General features: G+C 27.4%; 19 protein-coding genes, 2 tRNA genes and 1 riboswitch. Of the genes, 7 read left to right on the plus strand and 14 right to left on the minus strand.

Features of this window, described 5'->3' with window-relative positions; translation table 4 throughout:
* Positions 1–71: 71 nt before the first annotated feature.
* From ACWXVK_RS02110 to ACWXVK_RS02125, 4 genes are all read right to left on the minus strand, one after another.
* A complete protein-coding gene (locus ACWXVK_RS02110; RefSeq protein WP_456001918.1) occupies positions 72–815 on the minus strand; it encodes a phosphonate ABC transporter ATP-binding protein in 744 nt (247 codons plus the stop codon).
* A gap of 190 nt (positions 816–1,005) precedes the next feature.
* Complete coding sequence (locus tag ACWXVK_RS02115) at positions 1,006–1,974, minus strand: lactate/malate family dehydrogenase (protein WP_438340352.1); 969 nt, start codon at positions 1,972–1,974, stop codon at positions 1,006–1,008.
* Positions 1,967–3,310, minus strand: a complete 1,344-nt coding sequence (locus tag ACWXVK_RS02120) for a hypothetical protein (RefSeq protein WP_456017097.1) — start codon at positions 3,308–3,310, stop codon at positions 1,967–1,969. Before ACWXVK_RS02120 ends, ACWXVK_RS02115 begins: the two co-directional genes overlap by 8 nt.
* Positions 3,300–3,635, minus strand: a complete 336-nt coding sequence (locus ACWXVK_RS02125; RefSeq protein ID WP_456017098.1) for a hypothetical protein — start codon at positions 3,633–3,635, stop codon at positions 3,300–3,302. Before ACWXVK_RS02125 ends, ACWXVK_RS02120 begins: the two co-directional genes overlap by 11 nt.
* A gap of 207 nt (positions 3,636–3,842) precedes the next feature.
* Positions 3,843–3,933, plus strand: a riboswitch (TPP riboswitch).
* A 39-nt stretch (positions 3,934–3,972) separates the two neighbouring features.
* Here ACWXVK_RS02125 and cypl point away from each other — a divergent pair.
* Together cypl and ACWXVK_RS02135 are read left to right on the plus strand one after the other, a co-directional pair.
* Positions 3,973–5,106 (plus strand): ABC transporter thiamine pyrophosphate-binding lipoprotein p37/Cypl, encoded by a 1,134-nt coding sequence (cypl, locus tag ACWXVK_RS02130; RefSeq protein WP_456017100.1) that lies wholly within the window; start codon positions 3,973–3,975, stop codon positions 5,104–5,106.
* Between the two features lie 310 nt (positions 5,107–5,416).
* Positions 5,417–6,757, plus strand: coding sequence for an ABC transporter permease subunit (locus tag ACWXVK_RS02135; protein ID WP_456017101.1), 1,341 nt, complete (start codon positions 5,417–5,419; stop codon positions 6,755–6,757).
* Between the two features lie 51 nt (positions 6,758–6,808).
* Here the strand turns inward: ACWXVK_RS02135 and ACWXVK_RS02140 are convergent.
* Together ACWXVK_RS02140 and ACWXVK_RS02145 are read right to left on the minus strand one after the other, a co-directional pair.
* Positions 6,809–6,884 (minus strand) — tRNA-Lys (locus ACWXVK_RS02140).
* A 3-nt stretch (positions 6,885–6,887) separates the two neighbouring features.
* Positions 6,888–6,974 (minus strand) — tRNA-Leu (locus ACWXVK_RS02145).
* A gap of 338 nt (positions 6,975–7,312) precedes the next feature.
* Here ACWXVK_RS02145 and ACWXVK_RS02150 point away from each other — a divergent pair.
* The 4 genes from ACWXVK_RS02150 (at position 7,313) to ACWXVK_RS02165 (ending at position 13,361) form a co-directional block, all read left to right on the plus strand.
* Positions 7,313–7,555 (plus strand): hypothetical protein, encoded by a 243-nt coding sequence (locus tag ACWXVK_RS02150; RefSeq protein ID WP_456017102.1) that lies wholly within the window; start codon positions 7,313–7,315, stop codon positions 7,553–7,555.
* Positions 7,525–8,031 carry a hypothetical protein gene (locus tag ACWXVK_RS02155; protein ID WP_456017103.1) on the plus strand — a complete coding sequence of 169 codons (507 nt, stop codon included), beginning with the start codon at positions 7,525–7,527 and terminating at the stop codon, positions 8,029–8,031. Before ACWXVK_RS02150 ends, ACWXVK_RS02155 begins: the two co-directional genes overlap by 31 nt.
* An 86-nt stretch (positions 8,032–8,117) precedes the next feature.
* Positions 8,118–8,291 carry a hypothetical protein gene (locus ACWXVK_RS02160; RefSeq protein ID WP_456017105.1) on the plus strand — a complete coding sequence of 58 codons (174 nt, stop codon included), beginning with the start codon at positions 8,118–8,120 and terminating at the stop codon, positions 8,289–8,291.
* 375 nt (positions 8,292–8,666) lie between these two features.
* On the plus strand, positions 8,667–13,361 hold the full coding sequence (locus tag ACWXVK_RS02165) for a DUF4011 domain-containing protein (protein WP_456017106.1): 4,695 nt from the start codon (positions 8,667–8,669) through the stop codon (positions 13,359–13,361).
* A gap of 299 nt (positions 13,362–13,660) precedes the next feature.
* Here ACWXVK_RS02165 and ACWXVK_RS02170 read toward each other — a convergent pair whose 3' ends face one another.
* The 6 genes from ACWXVK_RS02170 to lepA form a co-directional block, all read right to left on the minus strand.
* Positions 13,661–13,846, minus strand: a complete 186-nt coding sequence (locus ACWXVK_RS02170) for a hypothetical protein (RefSeq protein ID WP_456017107.1) — start codon at positions 13,844–13,846, stop codon at positions 13,661–13,663.
* Between the two features lie 186 nt (positions 13,847–14,032).
* Complete coding sequence (locus tag ACWXVK_RS02175) at positions 14,033–14,329, minus strand: hypothetical protein (RefSeq protein WP_456017108.1); 297 nt, start codon at positions 14,327–14,329, stop codon at positions 14,033–14,035.
* 867 nt (positions 14,330–15,196) lie between these two features.
* Positions 15,197–16,249 (minus strand): alcohol dehydrogenase AdhP, encoded by a 1,053-nt coding sequence (gene adhP, locus ACWXVK_RS02180; protein ID WP_456017109.1) that lies wholly within the window; start codon positions 16,247–16,249, stop codon positions 15,197–15,199.
* A gap of 231 nt (positions 16,250–16,480) precedes the next feature.
* Entirely contained in the window at positions 16,481–16,705 is a 225-nt protein-coding gene (locus ACWXVK_RS02185; RefSeq protein WP_438340363.1) for a YneF family protein, read from the minus strand.
* Positions 16,706–16,711: 6 nt separating this feature from the next.
* Positions 16,712–17,617 carry an MSC_0882 family membrane protein gene (locus ACWXVK_RS02190; RefSeq protein ID WP_456013587.1) on the minus strand — a complete coding sequence of 302 codons (906 nt, stop codon included), beginning with the start codon at positions 17,615–17,617 and terminating at the stop codon, positions 16,712–16,714.
* Positions 17,618–17,640: 23 nt separating this feature from the next.
* Entirely contained in the window at positions 17,641–19,437 is a 1,797-nt protein-coding gene (gene lepA / locus ACWXVK_RS02195; RefSeq protein ID WP_438340365.1) for a translation elongation factor 4, read from the minus strand.
* Positions 19,438–19,508: 71 nt separating this feature from the next.
* Between lepA and ACWXVK_RS02200 the strand changes: the two genes are divergently transcribed.
* Entirely contained in the window at positions 19,509–20,372 is an 864-nt protein-coding gene (locus tag ACWXVK_RS02200) for a diacylglycerol kinase family protein (protein WP_456017111.1), read from the plus strand.
* Positions 20,373–20,494: 122 nt separating this feature from the next.
* Here the strand turns inward: ACWXVK_RS02200 and ACWXVK_RS02205 are convergent, their stop codons facing one another.
* Together ACWXVK_RS02205 and ACWXVK_RS02210 are read right to left on the minus strand one after the other, a co-directional pair.
* Positions 20,495–20,842, minus strand: a complete 348-nt coding sequence (locus ACWXVK_RS02205) for a hypothetical protein (protein ID WP_444704818.1) — start codon at positions 20,840–20,842, stop codon at positions 20,495–20,497.
* A 311-nt stretch (positions 20,843–21,153) separates the two neighbouring features.
* A partial coding sequence (locus ACWXVK_RS02210; RefSeq protein WP_456017112.1) for a hypothetical protein occupies positions 21,154–21,718 on the minus strand: 565 nt, incomplete at its 5' end.

Raw genomic sequence — 21,718 nt, forward strand, 5'->3', positions numbered from 1 at the left:
TTATATTTACTTAATTTTACATTAAACAACAATTTAAAAAATAAAAAAGTAATAAACATACCTCTTAATATCTAACTTTCATATAACTGTTCTAATTCTTTTTCAGAAAGATTATAAAGGTCTCCGTTTTTAACTATTTGACCATTATTAATAAAAATATATTTAGAAAAATTATTTCTAAGGACATTTAAATCATGAATATTAACTAAAACTGTTGTGTTATATTTCGTGTTGATATTTTTTAAAATTGACATTATATCCTTTGATGTTTTAATATCTAGTGAACTAGTTGGTTCATCAGCTAAAATAATATCAACGTCTCTTAGCAAAATTTTTGCTATTTCAACACGTTGTTTTTGGCCGCCTGATAAATCAGAAATTTTTGTAAAGATCTTATCTAAAATTCCTAAGGAGTCGAGAACATTATAAATTTCTTGTTTTTGTGATTTAGTTATTATTTTTAACAAGGAAAATAACACATTTTTATATTTTGAATAAAAATGCAAAATATTTTCATACACATTTAACGACTCAATAAGATTTGTTTCTTGCGAAAGATAACCAACTCTCTTTACTATTTTTTTTCATTGTCGTTTTGAAATGTTCTCTATATCATATTCATTAATAAAAAGTTTGCCTTGACTAGTTTTTAGTTGTTTTAGAATGGCATTAAACAATGTAGTTTTTCCTGAACCAGATCTTCCTATAATAGCAATCATTTCACCTTGATTAATTAACAAATTTATATCATTTAATATATTCATCTTTGATCTTGGATATGCGGCATAGTAATGCTCAAATTGAATTTTCTTCATATTTTAATATTATATTGTAATTTTTAACATATTAATGTAACGCAATTATGCAAAAAATAAATTTACATCATATTAATATTAACAAATAGGCCTGACATTATAAATTCTCAATAAATTAAACTTAAAAGAAATAAATAAAAAAACTCCCAATTAAAGAGAGATTTCCATGTTTAAACAATAGCTTTAATCATTACTTAAAATCTGGTTCTATACCTAAATTTTTAAGAATTTCAACAACAGTTTCCTTCATTTCCTTTGAAAATGAATCAAATATGGATTGTTCATCGTCTGTTAATCTAATTTTTGGTAAATGACGATAACCATTTCTTCCTAAAATTACAGGTAATCCAAAATAAACACCACTATTTTCATACTCTTGTGGAAGTTTAACTCCTAATGAATAAATTGCTTGACGATCTGTTAAAATTGATTGCGTAATTTCGGCTAGGTTTTCACCAATTCCAAAATTTGTAATTCCTTTTCCAGTAATAATTTCAAATGCTTCATCCTTAACTTTTTGATTTAATTTTTGTAATCATTCTTCAGAAATTGTATTATTTGCTAATCAATCCTTTAATGAACCAAGTCCTATTCTTATTTTTGAAAACGGAATTAAGCATCTTGCTCCGTGTTCTCCAATAACGAATCCAGTGATCGATCCTGCCTTAACATTAATTTTTTCAGACAGGAATTTTTTCATTCTAGCGGTTTCAAGAATTGTTCCAGATGATATAACTCTTTCAGGAGCAAATTTTGTGATTTGTTGATATATTGAAGCCATAATATCAACCGGGTTTGAAGCAATAATAGTAATACCATTGAAACCTGATTGCTTTATTTTTGTTCCTATTTCAGCAATTAATTTAGCATTATCTGTTAATAATTCAAGTCGATCTTTTAAAACTCCATCCTTCGGTTTTACCGATGCAGTAATAACAATGATCTCAGCATCTGCTAAATCTTGATAAGTTCCAGCCACAAATGTTGAACCGCTTTGTAACATCGAACATGCAGCATCATTCAGATCTTTAGCTTGTGCTTTTGCATATTCAACAAAGGCATCAACCAATACATAATCAGCCTCAATCGATTTATTCAATGAAGCATATAAATAGGCCGAACCAACGGCCCCAACGCCAATAATTCCTATTTTAGTCATTTTTTTGTCCCCCCATTAATTCGTTAATTTTTTTAGCCATAACGATATTAAACGTTTTTAATCCGGTTTCTTCAAATGGATCTATCTTCATAAGATGTGCACTCATTATTGATGCACGATGAATAAAGGAAACAATTCAACCCAATGTTTTGTCCTCTAAATCACTAATAACTATATCTATAAAAGGTATTTGAATACCTAGATAATAATACTTAGTTGCTTGCAATAATGCCTTATTTACATTGTTAAATGTTTTCTTCATTAAAAAATTAAGTTCATCGCCATCATTGTCATTAACAATAGCTATATTGAAGTCAAACATGGGATTTTGAACCAAAATATGAGTATTAAACATTCTTCTTTGCTTATTATAAAACAAATTAGCAAACGTTTTAGTATCAGAAGGATGAATAAATGTGTTAACTTGTATCCCTTTATAACTTCGATATGAAGACGAAACCAGATACATAGCAAATAAATCATTTAAACATTTATAAATTTTAGATCCCGAAACAATATTCTCAATTGCAAAAATGTCTTTCTCTTCATGATTGCGATCTTGTTTATTAAATATATATCTAACTAGAGCGTAACGATATGCACTATTATTTTCTAAATTTGTGTTACTAAAATATTCATTTGCTTCCTTTGCTCCTTCAATATAATCATCAATGTCAATATTAGCACAAGCAAGAGGTAATAAAACTGCTGCTGAATAGTTTAAATATCTTTCAGGGGTATTATCTAATAAAACTAAATGATTATAATTTTTTGTTTGAACAAGATTGAATAATTTTCCATAGTTGTTATTAGTTGTTATAAAAATATAATTGGTTGCATTATTTCTGCCAACCTGTATATTAAGTAATGTAACCAATTCTCTAAAAACAATTAAGCTCTCAATATCCTCTCCATTTTTTGATATAACATTAATTGCAAATGACCTATTTTCTAAATATTGAATTAGGTTTAAGATATCTATTCCTTCATAACTTTCATCAACATACATAATCTCAATTCCACAATTGTTTCTTAAGCGGGAATTCGCTAGGCCTATTATACTCTTTGATTGAATACATATATGTTGTGGAGCAATGACAACAAAGGTTTGAATTTTTTCATCATTAAAAAATTTGACAATTTTTTTTATCTTTGAATAATCACTCCTTTGGATATTTCTATCAATTTCAAAAAAACCAAAATTTTTATATCCTTCAATTTCTTTGGATTTTATTTTATCATTAATATCGTTAATAATATCCTTATATTTACCACTAAATAATTTAGAGTCAATAACCTGGTCAGATAAAAAATCTATCTTACTTCTAATCGCCATAATGTATTCCTTTATTTGTAAAATCAAGCAATTTATCAAACTTAGCGCCATTTTTATCAAGTTTAAAACTAAAAGGATTTCTTAATTCCTTTGGATGAATTTGCTTAAATGAAAAAATAAGTTCACCATTTGCCGCTATATCAATAATTATTAGTTCTTTAATGTCATTAATCTTAAAAAATGAATTCAAATTACTTATATAATAATCACTAACTTCAGAAACGCCTAAATAACCAACATGGTTGGTTTTGGTTATAAGAGTTATAAATTTGCTTGAAATTTTGTAAACTTTTGCCTTTATTATTTGACCGACTGAATAACTCATCTTTTTCCCTTTTAAATGTACTTAGTAGCATATAAATTATATGCTAAATAACAAAAAATAATTATGATATCCAAAGTATATTTTATATTTTCAAAGCAAAATAGCATATCTATAAAACTTACTCTTAAATCCAATATTAATTACAACATAAGTAAAAAGAGATTTTTTCCTTTTTGCAAACTAAAAAGTACTATAATTGAATCATAAATTTATGAACAGGGGTGCCCATTAAGGCTGAGAAATACCCTCGTTAGCTGATCCAGATAATACTGGCGTAGTGAGTTCTTATTTTTTGGTCATCATCCCTTTTTAATTAAATTGAAGGGATTTTTGTTTTATGAAAAATAAAAAAATAGCGTTTATACTAAGCCTAAGCACTCTAATGTCCACATTTGCCTTTATTTCTATTGCGTGCAGCGCAAAGCAGGATGCTAATTTAACATTAAAATTTGTTATAAATGAGCCTTTTTTTGGTAATAAAAAACATCTATTTTTTAGCAAAATTTTATCTGAATTTAAAAAGAAAATAAATAAGGATGCAACAATTAAAGTAAGATACGTTTCAGCAAATAATGATATAGCTGGTATTGTTAGAAAAAAAACAAGCAACATTGCTATCATTACGACTCCTTTATTCATCAGAAACAATGACCAAAATATTATTCCTATCTTACAAACTATGACTAGGGCATTTAAATTTGATAAAAATTTTAATGATAGCTACTCAGATGGATCAAATACTGACAAATTAAGAATTATTGCTGCTAAATTACAAAAATTGTTTAATAAAAAATCATATACCGCATGAACCGATGAGGAATATAGTTGGAATGGAAATATATACGAATATTTCTATGCAAAAAATAATGAATTAGTTGAATACTATCGTGGCATTATAATGATTCAAGGCACAAATGAAGAAAGAGAACAAATTAAAAAAGCATGAGACAATAAAGATTGAAATACTTTTAGAAATTTTGGTATTGTGACCGGTAAGGAAAGCAGCGGTTCAAAATATATTCTACAAGAAGCATTATTCAAAAAGCATTTTAATCTAGAAAACAATAAATTTAATTCTTTTGCTGAAGATAAAATAAAAAATATCGAAAAATATACACAAGGAGAAGCAAAAAATATAGCGAATGGTTCACTTAAAAAATATCATATTGTTTTCGATGAAATGGCCTCGTTTGCCTATCGCAATAATAAAAGGGGCAAGTTCTACACCCCTGATGATGAGAATGTTAAAATTGAATTTTTAACGGCCACTGATCCACTAAAGTATAATGTTGTAGTGGTTAATAAAGATGATTTCAATATGGAACAAATAAACTATTTAAAAAATATAATAATAGACTTATGAAGAAATAACGAAGATGATTATGGTCCTACCGTAGGATTTAATGGCTACAAAATAATTAATGATGTTGATAAGGAAGCAATACAACCTTATAATAAAATATTTAGTTAATATGTGATTAAAAAGAAACATTTTTAAAGAACAGTTAAAATTAGGCAATACTATTTTAAAAAACGGACCATATCGGCTAGTTTGAAAAATAGCATTTTTTGTTTTTATTATTTTACTAATTATAGCTTCAATCTATATTGTTAATTTTAGTTTTGCACCATCAGGTATTAATCTCTTTATTAAAAATTTAAGGGATTTTTTTTCTCCAAGTAGTTTTAGTAATATATATAAACAAAATCTCTTTTATATTTCTTTTTTGTTTTTATGAAATAGTATAAAAATAATTTTCCTAAGTACAATTATTGGATTCATGCTCGCATTTCTCACTTCGTATTTTTCTAATATTAAAACCAATAGCAAATATATAGCTATTCCATCTAAAGTTATAGTAATTGCTTTAAGAATTTTTCCAGAATTGTTTTTTGTATATTTATTTAAAATTTCTTTTGATAAAAAACTAGCGATAGCATTAATTTTTTGTTGATTTACATGGCTTTGATTGCATGAGTATTTTTCACAAATAATTGAGAATGCTAATTTTAGTATTTTTTATCATTTGGTAAAATCACAGCACTCAAGACAAAAGGCTTTTTGAACAGAAATATGACCTCAACTTAGAAAAAAATTCATAAGTTACTTCATCTATGCATTTGAAACAAATTTACGTTGGTCAGCAATACTAGCTAATATTGGTTTTTTAGGGATAGGAATTTTAATAAATCCTCAAATTCAGCCAATAAATTATACAGAACTAATAATACCTTTGTTAATACTAGTTTCCTTCTTGTTTTTAGTGGAAATTATTAGTGAAAATATAAACAAATTTCTATTTGAATCTCGAAAACAAGATAATATCAATTTTAAGAAATATCAAACTAATAATATAATCAAAAAAACTTTTATTTCACTATTTATTTTACTTACCTTTGCGCTAATTTGCGTAGCTATAAAAGATTTAGCTCATGAAAAATTTTATGAGACCGAAGCTACTGGCTTTTTAAATAATATGTTTAAGGGGAGTTGAAAAGATATAATTTTTAGCTTTAGCGAAGATGGGATTTTTTGGATTATCATTCAATTTGCATCACTTGTATTCTTAACCTTCATTTTAACATATTTTATTTCATATTTTAGAATGCTATTAATGTCTAAATCAATAGTAGGAAAACATTTAAGTATCTTCTATAAGTATTTAAATATATTAATAAGAGCAATACCTGCTGTTATTATATTTCTAATGCTTTCTAATCTTTTTGAAGAATTGTCAGCATCATTTGTTTTTGCTTTTGGTATCCATAGTGCATCTTCAATATCAAGAAACTTATATCAGACAATTAATAACATTAGTATAGAAAAAATAAAAGAATTAAAAAAACTAGGCTTCTCTAATTTTTTGATATATAGAAATTTTATTCGCCCAAAAATTAGACTAGATTTCATTAGCTTTGCAAGCCTAGAACTAGAAAAAATAGCTAGAAATTTTATAATTTATGGTTCTTTGTCTTCTTCATTATTAGGCCAAAAAACAAATCTAACAAGAGCAAAAGATATAGCTGACGTTTCGCCTTATTTGTGAATAGGTTTTATTATCATTGCGCTAATCAGTTTCACTTCATATTTCATAAGATTTAGTATTAAACAAAGAAATTAAAATAAAAGACAGATTATCTGTCTTTTATTTGTTTATGTCAGTCACCTGAAATGGTACGCCCTAGAGGATTCGAACCTCTGACCCAATGGTTAAAAGCCATTTGCTCTACCTTCTGAGCTAAGGGCGCTTCTGGTGCCCAGAACTGGACTTGAACCAGCACGGCCATTACAGCCAACGGATTTTAAGTCCGTAGCGTCTACCATTCCGCCACCTGGGCATTAATTGATTAATGCTTAAATATTATAATATATTTTTTAAAAAATAAAAAAAATTAATTTTATTACCATTAATTATGTGGATTCTCAATTATTTTGCTACATTGCAATTCTCAATTATTTTGCAACATCCTATAGTTTAAAATAATTATAAGAGGTAATGTGAAATATAAAAAAATAGAAATCCAAAATTTGACAGATTTTGAGAAAAAAAGAAAAGGTATTTATATCGATATAACTAATGAAAAAAATAAAAATAAACTAAATTGCCATAAAACACGAAGTTAGCCGTTTTACAGTTTTTAAAATTAAAAATCTATAAATTTTGACGGGACATTTAATGTCTCACACAAAAAAGGGAAATAAATATAGACAAAAATTTAGTGCTGATCTTGTAGATTCTGAAATTGAAAAAATCAGAGATTTTAGTTCTTTTATTTTTGATCAACCTAGAGATAGAACTAGAAATGTTACTATGGCAATTTATTATAGAACAAAAGGTTCAATAATCTCTTTAAAAAACTCTTTACAGACGCACTTTAAAAAGGGGCTATGCAACAGAGCACTCGCACAAAGGGGCTAGAAAAGAAGCTAAAAGAAATGTTAAAAAATATTTTAAATAACACAATTCCAGAAACAATATTTTATTATGCAATAAATAGTAGTCTTGAAAGGTCTTTTAAAACTGCTCAATCAAATTATCCTATATGCTTTAAAATAAAGAATATAAAACATTGAACAAAAATTAGTAAAATTGAAGACCAATTAATAGATTACTTTAATTTTATATCTCCAAAATTAAAAAGAAATAGCAATAAAAACTGTTTTAGAAAAATAACTGAAGGCGATCCTGGTTGGTATGTTGATTATCATTTTAAAAACAAAACTCATTCAGGCGCAGTTAAGTACCCAAACGAATATTATGGCCCAGTTGATACTAACGGCAATAGAGTTAATTTTTCAAAGAAAATAAGAGTTTTATTTCGTATGAACTCAAGTGGTGAATATTTTTTTAAAAACTCCAGAAAACCGTTACAAAGCAAGCAGTGATTTATCTAACTTTTAACTCACAAGAGATTTTTTTAATAGGTAAAAATCTTGACGTTTGAGACGATTTGGCTTATAAATTGAGTTTGATAGTCGTAATGCATAAGTCAGTAGTTTCGACATTTATGGACAAGTTTAATTACTTGATTAGAAATTTAGAAAGATTTAAATTAAATACATCAGGTTTAAAAGAAGAAATGAACCACTTAAAATCAATGTTTAAAAACGAAATTAAAGAGGTGGATAATAACCTATCTGAATACTTTAAGTAGATTTTTAATTCTATTCTATTGTCCGCAAAAGTGGGTTTAAAAAATTTTGTTTACCAACCAATCAAAATATGAATAAAGCTTAAAAAATAAATTTAATATCATAAGTTTAATAAACATTTTTAAACTATAAAAATGTTGCGATTTGATTAAGAATTAACATGCAATTTAACGCATAAAAGTAAAAAAAAGTGCCGTTTTTTTAAGCAAATCAGCACTTTTTGTATATTTTTATAATTAGTTATAAAATTATAAAAATCATTAAAAGTTTAAGCTGTATAAAAAAATCGTTATTGAAAGTATTTTAAACATAAAACCAGCAATAACAATCTAAATTTAATACAGTATTAAATGTACATAGAAATGGGATTAAGAGACATGATCGATAATATCAAAAAAGAAAAACTAATAAAAAATATTAATCATTGAAAAACGAAATTACTTGACTTAACTTTAAGAAACAAATCCTTAAATATTGGTATCTCTTTAAAAAAGACCATTCCCAATAAATTAAAAATAGTTTATCCTGACTTTTATTCATTACTAGAATTGTTCAATAACACTGAAAAAGAAGTATTCCCATTGGCGATTTATGACCAAGTTAGAAAATATACAGAAAGCCAATACGGATATGAAGCTTTATATTCACATAATTTAGAAGATATTGAGCAACAAACAACTATCAAGAAAAATCAACTTTATCCAGAATTTGGTGAGTCTATATTTTTAGAAACAATTAAGAAAATTGAGAAAAAGGCAAGAACTTTTAGAGAGGAATATTCAATTGATATTGCTTATATGACATTTGGTTTAGTGAAGTGATACGAGTCAACAACTTCATATGAGCCAAATTACGCTCCTTTATTATTCTATCCAGTAGAAATTAAAAAAGATAGCAATACATCAGGTTGAAGAATTACAAGAAAAGCGGAAAATGATTTTATTCAAAATGAAACATTAGTACGTAAAATGAAAAATAGTTTTAATGCTGACTTTACATTTGAACCTTCAAATAATAATGCCAATGAAATGTTTGATGAATATGCTGAAAAAATTCTAGGCCAAATTAGCGATAAAAGATGAGAAATTACAAAAGATATTTTTTTATCTACATTTGATTTTAGTAATATATACATCTACAAAGATATTGAACAAAATATTGAGAAAATATCTGAGAGTGAATTTTTCAAAAGAATGATCAGCGCTGAAATTGACGATGCAACAGATATATCTAATATTAATGAAACAAATATAAACCAAAAGATTGATATTCAAAATCAATATAAAATTCTTAACTCAGATTCTTCACAAGAAATCGCCATTCAAAATGCCATTGAAGGAAAAAGTTTCATCTTACAAGGACCTCCCGGAACAGGTAAATCCCAAACAATTACAAATATTATTACCGAACTTATAACAAGAGGTAAAAAGATTCTTTTTGTTGCTGAAAAAAATGCTGCTCTTCAAGTCGTTTTCAACAACCTTAAAAAAATTAAATTGGAAAAGTATGCAATGCCTATTCACGACACAAAAGTCGATAAAAAAGAAATATTAAGAGATATTAATAAATCAATCGAAGAGGCAAGATTATATGAAATCGATGACAACAATATTCAAACATTGATTTCTAACTATCAAAGAAGCAAAGATTTTTTAGAAAAATATGGAGAAATCTTATTAAGAAAAAGAGAACCTCAATACAAAAATCTTTACGAATATATTGGTAAATATTTTTCATTAAATGACTTCCCAAACATAAGATTCAGTATTAATAATATAATGTCTATTAATGGTGAAGATTTTGAAAATATTAAGAATACAATTCAGTCATTTGAACATTCACTGAAGAACATAGATTTTAATTTTAAACAACATCCATGGTACGGTTTATTAAAGGATACAATTAAATTTAAAGAAAAAGATGAGATTGAGGAAAAACTATTTTTCTTAAAAGATCATTCAAAAAATATTGCTACTTGAATCAAAAACTTGAATATTTTTGCACAACCAAACGACTTTTATAATGAATTTTCTAAACATACTTTAAATATAAAATTTGTTGCAAACTTCATTGAAAATAATAACTTCAAGGATATTTCAAACTATTTAAATGGCGGTGTTGATTTAGAAATAATAAATTTAAAAGAAATTATTAGTGTGTTCAATGACAAAACCACTAAATACGAAACCCAATCTAAAATTTGAAAGAATTTAGAATTTTTTGAAACTAATGATGCTATAGAAGTTTATTCAACACTTAACAAAAACAAATTTAACCCTTTTAGGGTTTTTTCAAAAATGTGAAGACAATACAGAAGTTATTTCAAAAAACAAAATGTATATGAACCTGAAAATCTGTGAAAATTAAGAATCCTTGATGAGGCTAAAAAATTCGCTGAAATAAAAGAATTGGACACAAAATTTAATGAACTAATAAACAAAATAAATCTAAATTTAGACAACTTCAATATTGATAAAGTTAATGAAGTTTTAACCAGTCTTGAGTTTATTAAACAAAATAATAATGATATCCTAACAATATTCAATGCGTATGTAAAAACTTATAATCAAAACAAAGAATCAATAAAGACAAATATAAATAATTTAAACACACTATGTGAAAATATTGAATTTCTTGGTTCCTTATTCGACAATAATATTGTAAATTTTAAAACAGTATCACTAGATGATTTTCTATCTAAAACAATAACATTATTGACAAATATGGATTCAATAACTAGCTACATAAGTTTCATTAGCGCAAAAAATAGGCTTGCCAATTTAGGTCAAAGTTCTTTCATTGAAGCCATTATTTCAAACAATATAGATAGCAATTTTGAAAACATTTATCTTAGAAAATTCTATGAAAAACTAACAGAAACTATTATTCAAACTGAAATTTCAAATGCAGATACAGTTTTACTAAATCAATGTGTAAATGTATTTAAAGAAAAAGACAAAGAAGCTAATACTTTGGCAAGAGATAAAATTATTTTAGAAAATGATAAAAGAATTAAATCTAGTTTATTCTTCGCCGCTGCTAATAGTCAGTATATGTTGCTTAAAAAAGAAAGCAGTAAAACTCGTGCCATTATGCCTTTTAAGAAGTTTTTTGAAAAAGCGCTTGAACTTATTTTAAATATAAAACCTTGTTTAATGCTTTCTCCTCTAACAGTAAGTAACTTCTTTAAAGATGTTGACTATACATTCGATACAGTTATATTTGACGAGGCATCTCAAATTAGACCAGAAAGTGCTATAAGTTCATTATTTAGAGCTAAACAAGTTATAGTCGTTGGGGATAAGGAACAAATGCCTCCATCAAACTTCTTTTCATCAGCAGAAAATGAAGAAGGTTTTCTTGAAGTCGAGGATTCAACAGATAACTTTTCAGATGGCTATGATTCACTTTTAAATTTAGCTGAAGCTAGCCTTAACTCAATTAGACTAAAATGACACTACCGTTCAAAATTTGAAGAATTAATTTATACATCAAATAAAGAAATTTATAAAGACTTAATAACATTCCCTAACTCTAAACAACCTAATGATATCGAAGGATTAAGATTCCTTTACGCAAAACCAAATAAATATATTGACGAAACAAACACATTATTTGAAGAAGCAAAGAAAACAATAAAGGACATTATTGAAAAGTATCAAAACAAATATTCAATCGGTGTTGTTGTATTTAACGCCGAAATCTTAAATCAATTTGAAAGAGAAATGGATAAATTCATTCATGATAATCCACATTTAAAATTTTATTTTGATGAAGATAGAGAAGATGCATTTTTTGTTAAAAACATTGAAACAGTTCAAGGTGATGAAAGAGATATCATATTATTCTTGCTAGATAATAAAAGGAACGCAAACGGTGAAGTTAGTGTAAACTTTGGAGCAATAAATAACAGCGAATCCGGATATAAAAGACTTAATGTTGCAATATCTCGTGCCAAAAAAGGTTTAATTCTTATATCATCATTCAAAAGTCACGAAGTTAATTGATTCAGAAGTGAACAAAGAGGGGTTAAACTTCTTGAAAAATTCATTAAAAACGCTGAATTCGGAATAAACGCCTTAGAAGATTTAAAAGAAACGAGCGGAGGTGTTGAATCACTTTTCGAACAACAAGTTTATGATAAACTTACTGAACAAGGTTTGACTTTAAAAACACAAGTCGGATCATCAGGATTTAGAATTGATTTAGCAGTAGTTCATAAAAATAATCCAAACAAATATATTCTAGGAATAGAATGCGATGGAGCAACCTATCACTCTTCAAAAACAACACGTGATCGTGATAGATTAAGACAGGAAGTGTTAGAAGCAAGAGGTTGAAATATTCACAGAATTTGATCAACCGACTGATTCAAAAACCCCGATGCACAAGTTAACATTATTTTAAATAAATTGCAAGAATTATATAACAACACTAATTCGGCTGACGAATCAGAAGACAACGAAGAAATGACAAAATCATTCACAATAGAACTAAATGAACACGAAAATGAACAAGCAACTTTCCCAGCATTCCCTGATCTAGATAAATTTATTGAAATGAATAGTTTAAAATTTTTAAAATCATATCAAGGAGAAAGAAGTCTTATTATTGCTCAACTATTTTCAGTTGCAGGTGCATTGCCTTATAAAACTTATGAAGGTATCGTTAAAAAATTGCTACGCGAAGATCGTTTAACAAATGGTGTTAAAATGTTAGCAAGCAAATTAGCATATGGACTGGGTAGCAAAGATGAATACCTATTCATAGTTCCTTCTTTCCCTGATTTCAATTTTAAATTTAGGGAAAGCTTTTCAAAAGAAACAAAAAGATCAATTTTTGATATCCATCCATATGAATTGCGTAATCTATTTATAACAATATTAGAAAATTCTTATATTACAATTAGCTTAGATGATTTCTGTAGAGAATTATCAAATAGAATTAAAACACAAGTTTCAAACCTACAACAAAAAAATTACGTTCTTGATATTTTAAACAAAATGGCAAAAGAAAGAAAAATTCAAAAATTAGATGATGAATTATTCAAAGCCAATGATAAACTCGACTAATAACTAATCAAATAAATTCAATATAAATATTCAAAATTATTTCCCAGTTTAAGTATAAAAAAATACAAATACATCTTAAATTAAGGCGTATTTGTATTTTTATTATTATTTTTTAACTACAATTATTAACCGCAATATACAGATATTAAACAATCTAAGCACCTACTCCTTTAAAATAAATGAAACAAATTATTAAAAATAGAAGAAAAATTAAAATTTCTTTTTTATCATAATCGTACTGGTTCTTTTTATTTTTTCAATATTTAATATTGACACCAAAACATTTATATGGAGCTCTCTTATCTCATTATAAAAAAGATAACAAATATTTTTGTTGCCTTATCGGGGTTTTTAGGAGTTATTTCAATATATTGATTTGCAAAGAAAAAAACAACGGTATATTTAACCGAAATACTCAATGCAATTTTATACGCATTCTTTTCATTTGCAAATGGCTTAGTCATTGATGGAATTCTATAATTCATTTATATAGCAATATTGATATCGATATTAATTAATAAAAAAATCAAGAAAAATTTCAAAATAAGTGAGCCAAGAAGTTCATTATATTCGTCACTATTATTTGCGTTATATTTTTTAATTTTCTTTGTAATATTTTACTTTTCAAACCCATTTACCAACAATATATTAGGAAAAATATTCAATATAAATTATTTAGAATTTGGTTCAAATTTTAAATATAAATTAGTGTCTGCTATACTGTTAGCAACATTCAATCCAATATCAGCAGTCGCTTCAACAATGATGGCGTTAGGTTTTAAAGATTCGTAAATTGTATGATGTTTAAAAAGCATAATATGCTTTGCGTTTTTCTCTGGTGTTGCCTTTCCAAATTTCGATGCTTTGATCATAAACATTATCCATTTTTCAATTTCATTATATCTATATTTTGCAACTTCAAGGAGAACAACATTAAGAATTACATTTTCAGGAATGGGAGCAAGCAAAAAATCTACTGTTATAAAAAATATTGCCCTTTTCTAAATGAGCACGGTATTAAAATTATTGACAAAAGACTGACTGATACAAGCATTTTTCTAAACTATATGAATGATTTGAAAAATAATGGGTATAAAACCAAAAAATATTTTTCAAGTATAGACTAAAACAAATTAAAAATATGCAACAATTTGACAAGTGTTTAATTGATAGACATATGATTGATGACTTTTTATTTCTAAGGTTTTGATCAATATGAATTTTTTTACAAAATCACAAAAAATTAAATGAAATTTATTTTATAAAACCAAATACAAATTCCTTTTATTAATACAACTAAAAATTGATATATGCTTTGCAATTCTAAGAGATTACGAATTCATACAGAATAATAGAAAAAACGCCAGCTTAAGTCGCAAAGTAGAGTTCGAAAGATGAAGAAGATCGGTCAAGCTAAAAAATGATTTATTTTTTAAAAATGTAAATAATATTTACAAGATAACGGAGTACTGGGAAAAATATTGGCTAAAAATCTTAATTACTTCTCTAAAAAACATTTTGTATTTATAAATACAGAATATCAAATTTTCAGCGAATACATCAATAAAATAATAGAAGAAAAAATGAATAAAATTTATATAGTTTAATGAGGTAAAAATATTCAGGGTCCGAATTTTTTTATGAAAGGATTTAAGTGAAAATAGTTTAATTCTATTTCGCACATAATAAAATCACCGATAACATTTTACTATATATAATAGATGGATCATTTTTGTTACAATTTAACATTTATATTCATTTTTTAAAAATACTACTCATATTAATTGAGTAGTATTAGAGACTTATATTATTCTACTTGGTATATTTTTAAAAAATTATTTTGTTCTAAAATCAATAACTGCTCTTCCGAGAAATTCGCCTTTTTCAAGTTTTTCAAAAATTTCTTCAACATCTTCAAGTTTAACAATTTTTGTAACTTCTGATTTTACCTTTCCCTCAGCTGCATATTCAATGGCTTCTTTAAGATCTTGTCTAGTTCCTACAATTGAACCAACCAATTCTTTTTCTAACAGAACAGTTCAAAAAATAGAAACATTAATATCAACCTTTCCCATAGCATCCTTGGCCGGCAATCCCACCAAAACTTGACGCCCACCACGCCGTAATATTGCCATTCCTTGTTCGGCTGCTGTCGGATGTACTGAAGTGTTGATAACAGCATGGACTCCACCGCTTGTTAACTGCATAATTTTGCTTATAAAATCAGGATCTTTTCGTGAATTAAAGGCAGCAACCGCCTTACTCTTCAATGCTAAGTCAACCTTATCATCGCTAATATCTATTCCAATAGCCTTATATCCCATCGCATTTGCATATTGAATCGCAAGTTGGCCTAATCCTCCAACACCAATAACCGCTACATAATTATTAGGTTTAATGTTAGTTCTCTTTAAAGCCTTATATGTTGTAACACCAGCACAAATAATTGGCGCGCCAGAAACAATATCAAATTTTTCAGGAATAATTGCTACATAATCCTCATGACCAATAGCATATTCAGCAAATGTGCCATCTTTTGTATAAGCAGTCATATTTTGGTTAGGACATAGAGTTTCTCTTCCAGTTAAACAAAACTCACAATGACCGCATGTGTCATGAAGTCAAGCCAAACCAACACGATCACCAACTTTAAGTCTTGTGCATCCTTCTCCAAGTTCACTAACAATTCCGATCCCTTCATGTCCAGGAATGAGTGGATATTTTGGATCTACTAATCAATCAGCATTAGCTGCATGCAAATCAGTATGGCATATTCCACTTGTTTCCATTTTTATTAATACTTCCTTATATTTGGGTTTAGGAATAGCCACTTCTGTTATCGATCAATCCTTTGGCCCCCTCACAACAAATGCTTTCATTTTTGTCATTCTAATATACCTCCAAAGTTATTTACATTTAACTTAAATTATATCAATAATATTCTAACTTATCATATTTTAAAAATGTCGGTTTGATATTGAGCTTGTTGTTAGTAACTATACTCATAGCATTCAAAAAAAATATTTAATAATAAATATCGATAATGCATATTAAACACAAAAATTTCATAACGCATGAATAAATAATAAAAATAGAATGTGCTCATTATTTGGCACACTCTATTTTGCTTGTTTCATCGAACGCATTACGCTTCTAATTTGCGCTTCAGAAGCCTTGCGACCCATTTGTTGAAACATAACTCTAATCATCTTTTCATTGATTGGTGGGTTTTCTTTTAATTGCTTTTCAAATTTTTTCTTTGTTATAAAAATAGCTAAAATAGCACCAGCAATTCCAAATATGATAGGTAAAATTACTAATAAAACGATTCCTCATACAGGCATAATATTTTATCTTCCTCTCTTCATAATTCTTTTAACAATTAATAAAATTATAATAGGTATAACTAAAAGCACTAACACACTTATAAAAAAAATTTTAGCTCAAAACTTATGTGCTTCTGCTCTTATTTTTGATAGTTCTGTATTGCTCATCACGTCACTACCAAAAAAAACTTGAATATCAACCATTCTTTTTTTTCTTTGGATTGTTCCAATAATAAATAAAAGTAAAACCCCAAGCATTATTCCACAAAGAATATAAATAACTAAATTTGGGTCAGAAAAAGCCTTGTGTATTCAATCTTTAAAGTTCAAAATTCATCACTGAGCATCCTTAAGGCCTCAAAAGGCAAGAGTAAATAAACCCACATAAAATAAAATCGCAACAACAAATCATGTAATTCTAACTTGTCTTCTCATAAGTTTTTCATACAATGAGGCAATAAAAGGTGGAGCAAAACTAATTCCTTGTTTTATTTTTTCACGATAATCATCGACAGACTTAGATAGTGCATTCAGGTCTATTACATCCAAAATAAGTAAGACTAACGATATTAATCCAAATAGGATTGGAGAAACATATCACCCTCATGGGACTAATTTAATATCTTGGCTTAGATAACTAGAAAATAATGAGGGCGCAAATGCAAATAATAAGCAAGATATTAATGCCAAAAAAAATACAAATAAATAAGCTGATATGCTAAACTTTTTTAATGATTTTTCAGCTCTGAAAACCTTATATATTCCATTTGGTATTAATCCTTCTGGGTCGAGAGTTTTTTTAATGTTAGAACTTAATGATTTTGTCTTGATTTCTGCACCTGACATATTATTAACAGTTAACATTTCAGAATATTTTGCAACTACATCGCTACTTTGAGAACTATTGGTTATAATTGGTTTTAATTCCATAAAGCGTAGTCCTTTCTCATGACCTATTTTTTATTGTTATCTGTTTTTAAGATTGCTAAAAAAGCTTCTTGTGGCACCTCAACACTACCAATCTGTTTCATTCTTTTTTTACCCTCTTTTTGCTTCTTTAGCAATTTTTGGCGTCTTGTAACATCTCCACCATAAAGTTTAGCAGTTACGTCCTTACGATAAGCCTTAATTGTTTCTCTTGCGATAATTTTACCACCAATCGCCGCCTGAATCGGAATTTCAAAATTTTTTCTTGGTACTACCTCCTTAAGTTTTTCGGCTAATTCACGACTTTTATTGTATGCGAAATCACGATGAGCAATTAGCGCTAAAGCGTCAATTTTTTCCCCATTCAACATTATATCTACCTTAACAAGATCACTTTCTCTTAAGCCAATATGTTCATAATCAAAAGAAGCATAACCTTTTGAGTAGCTTTTCATTAGATCAAAAAAATCGAATATAGTTTCATTTAGTGGAAGTTCATATATTAAACGTCTTCTTTTTTCATCTAAATACTCAATATTAATATACTTCCCTCTTTTTGATTGACAAAGTTCCATAATAGATCCAATATATTCCTCAGTTAACATAATTGATGCTCGGATATATGGTTCCTCAATAGTTTTAATATAACTACGATCAGGAAATAATGAAGGATTGGTAATATATTCAACCTCACCATTTGTTAGAGTAACAACAAATTCCACAGAAGGGGCAGTTGCTAATATATCAATATTAAATTCTCTTTCAAGTCTTTCTTGTAAAACGTCCATATGTAATAGACCAAGAAAACCAATTCTAAAGCCAAATCCAAGGGCCTTTGAGGTTTCGGGTTCTCATATTATTGAAGAATCAGAAAGACTAATTTTTTCTAAAGCGTCCTTTAAGGCGTTATAATCCCTGTTATCAACGGGAAAGAATCCAGTATAAACAACAGGCTTCATTTTTTTATATCCAGCAAGAGGATAATCGACAGGATTATCTAACAAAGTTATAGTGTCACCAACAGCGACATCCTTAACATCCCTAATTGATGCAGTGATCCAACCAACTTCACCGGCAGAAAGTTTATCTCTTTTTTCTTCATAAGGATTCTTAACACCTAATTCTGTAACCATATATGATTTTTTGGTTTGCATAAAGTAAATGGTATCACCCGGTTTTACTTCGCCATTAAAAATACGCGTATAGATAACAACCCCTCGATAATTATCAAAATAACTATCAAATATCAAACCTTTAAGAGGCTTGTTGGGATCAGCTTCTTTGGGGGCAGGTATTCTTTCAATAATTGCTTCAATAACATTATCGATATTCTTTCCTGTTTTAGCTGAAATTAAAATCGCATCACTTGCATCAATGCCAATTATACTTTCAATTTCTTTCTTAACTCTTTCTGGTTCTGAACTAATTAAGTCAATCTTGTTTATAACCGGTATTATCTCAAGATTATTTTCAATGGCTAAATAAACGTTAGCTAATGTTTGTGCTTGAATACCTTGTGTTGCATCAACCAATAAAATAGCCCCCTCACAGGCTGCTAGACTCCTACTTACTTCATAGGTAAAATCAACATGACCAGGTGTATCGATCAAATGAAAAATATAATCCTTATATTTAATCTGAACAGCATTTAATTTAATAGTAATCCCTCTTTCCTGCTCCAGATCCATCGAATCTAGAATTTGAGGTTTTGATTCACGCATTGTAATTGTATTAGTTTGTTCCAAAATACGATCTGCTAATGTACTTTTTCCATGGTCAATATGTGCAATTATTGCAAAGTTTCTAATTTTAGGATTCGTCATATTTTTATAATTATAAGTTTAAAATGGATTTTTAATACTTTTTTCTAATGATATTATTATATAATACTTCCATGCTATACGTTTTATATAACTCATTATCAAAAACAGGTAGAAATCAATCAAAAATATTCAATATTGTTTCCAAAATCGTCAAAATAATGAACGAGGATTCCTTAAAAATTATCAATGTAGCAAGTAGCAATAATAACAATTCCCTGCTAGATTGCCTTACTAACGAGGATAAAATTATAATCATTGGTGGTGATGGTACCCTAACACACATTATTAACACTTTAAAACAATCGTGCGCTAAACCAGAAATATATGCATATAAGGCGGGTACGGGAAATGATTTTGTGCGAAATGTTAAGATCCACCATAAACCAGAAAAAAAATCGCGACATCTTTACAAAATTAATGAGTTTATTGAAAAATTGCCAATAATTAAGTCAGGAAATACATATAGATATTTCTTGAATGGAACTGGTTTTGGAATTGATGCTCTAATTGCTAAAACTGTTAATGAAAAAAAGAAGTCAGGTGCAAGGGGTTCTTTTTTTCGAACAACAATTGAATGTTTAAAAAAATATAAGAGATTAAACAACATAAAGATTACTGTTGATAAAAAAGAGTATTTTTTTAATAACATAAATCTTGTTTCAGTAATGAATGGGCCTTATTATGGCGGAGGAATGAAAATTGCTCCAAATGCTGATATACTATCTGATAAATTATGTGTTATTGTCGTGCATGATTTAGCAATTACAAAACTTCTCGGTGCTTTTATGCTAGTCTACTCAGGAATGCATACTGCAATAAAAAACGTTGAGCAAATATTTGGCAATGAAATCAAAATCGAAAATATAACCAATGATTTTTCGCAAATTGATGGCGAAATATTTGAAACTGGATCTATTATAGAATTTAAAAAATAATTTTTTTTTTTTTTTTTGCTACAACTTAAGCTTTTAGAAGTTTTTATAACCAAAACAAGTTTAAACTACAAAACAATAATTAAAAATATTTGGACAAATATCCAAATATTTTAAAATTTTCATTAAATATTATAAAAAGGCAGAGTAGCAGCAGCAGCTGCGTGTGAGGCGAGACCAAAAATTAATGAAATAATTAAAATTGGTAATATTAATGAAACAACAATACCACCTATCGCCAATCCTTTACCAGATCCTCCAAGATTCTTAGATTGTACAAGACCAACAATACTAAAAGCCAAACCTAATAAAGGAATAAAAAACGCAAAAACCAATCCAAGAATCGCAAAAATATTGTTTTGTGTATTATTCTTTACTTGCTTATTAGAATTGTTAGAAAGATTTGCGCTGCAAATTGGACAAAACTTAACATATTCATCAAAATGCTTATTACATTTTCCACAGAATTTCATATTTTTAATATCCTTTCAATATATAAATAAATATAACATTATTAAATGTTCCATATAAATAATACTATATATATATATATATATGAACGAATATCGTCTAAAACAGGGCGCTTTTTAGCTTTTTCTAGTGATTTTACTATCAAGAAGGCAGTTGTTTATTGAAAGCATTCTATTGATTTATTTCCTATGTTTATCATAATTTTTTTATGTTTTAGAAAACAAAAAAAACATCTTGAAATATAACAAGATATTTTTTTGTTAAAACATTTTTTGTTTTCATTTTGATAAACTTCATTAATTATTATAGAGTTTTAAATAACTGATAGCTTATTTTTTATTTGTTCTAATTCCTTAATTTTATGCTCTAATATTTTTGCTTTTGATAATACATCCGTCGCCAAAAATGAAATTGCCTTATCCGTATTTTCAACACTTGCTTGAATATCTATAATTTGCTGTTTAAACGACTCTTTTTGCTTAAACAACGAAGCTAATTCATTTTTAGCATTTTGATATTTTTGTATTAACATTTCTTTTTGTTTATTTAAATCTTTATATTCACTGTCAATCTTATTAAGATTTTCTGAGTTCATAATTTGTTCTTTTTTATTTGTAATTTCTAGAACTTCTTCAAGTTTCGCTTTGTTAGATTCTAATGTTTCTTTTTCTTTAAATAGGTCTATATATTCTTGTTTTACTTGATTAAATTTTTGGGTTCTGCTCTCTACTAAAATGTTTGCGGCTTGAAAGTTATTTAAGGCATAATTGTAATTTTCTCTAGCCTTTGTTAGCTCTTTATAAGTTTCACTAACCTTTTTTTGATTATTTATGTTTTTAGTACCAATCTTATTATTATATTCATCAAACGAAGCTCGA

It is taken from the genome of Mycoplasma sp. 3398 (genome assembly GCF_053851555.1).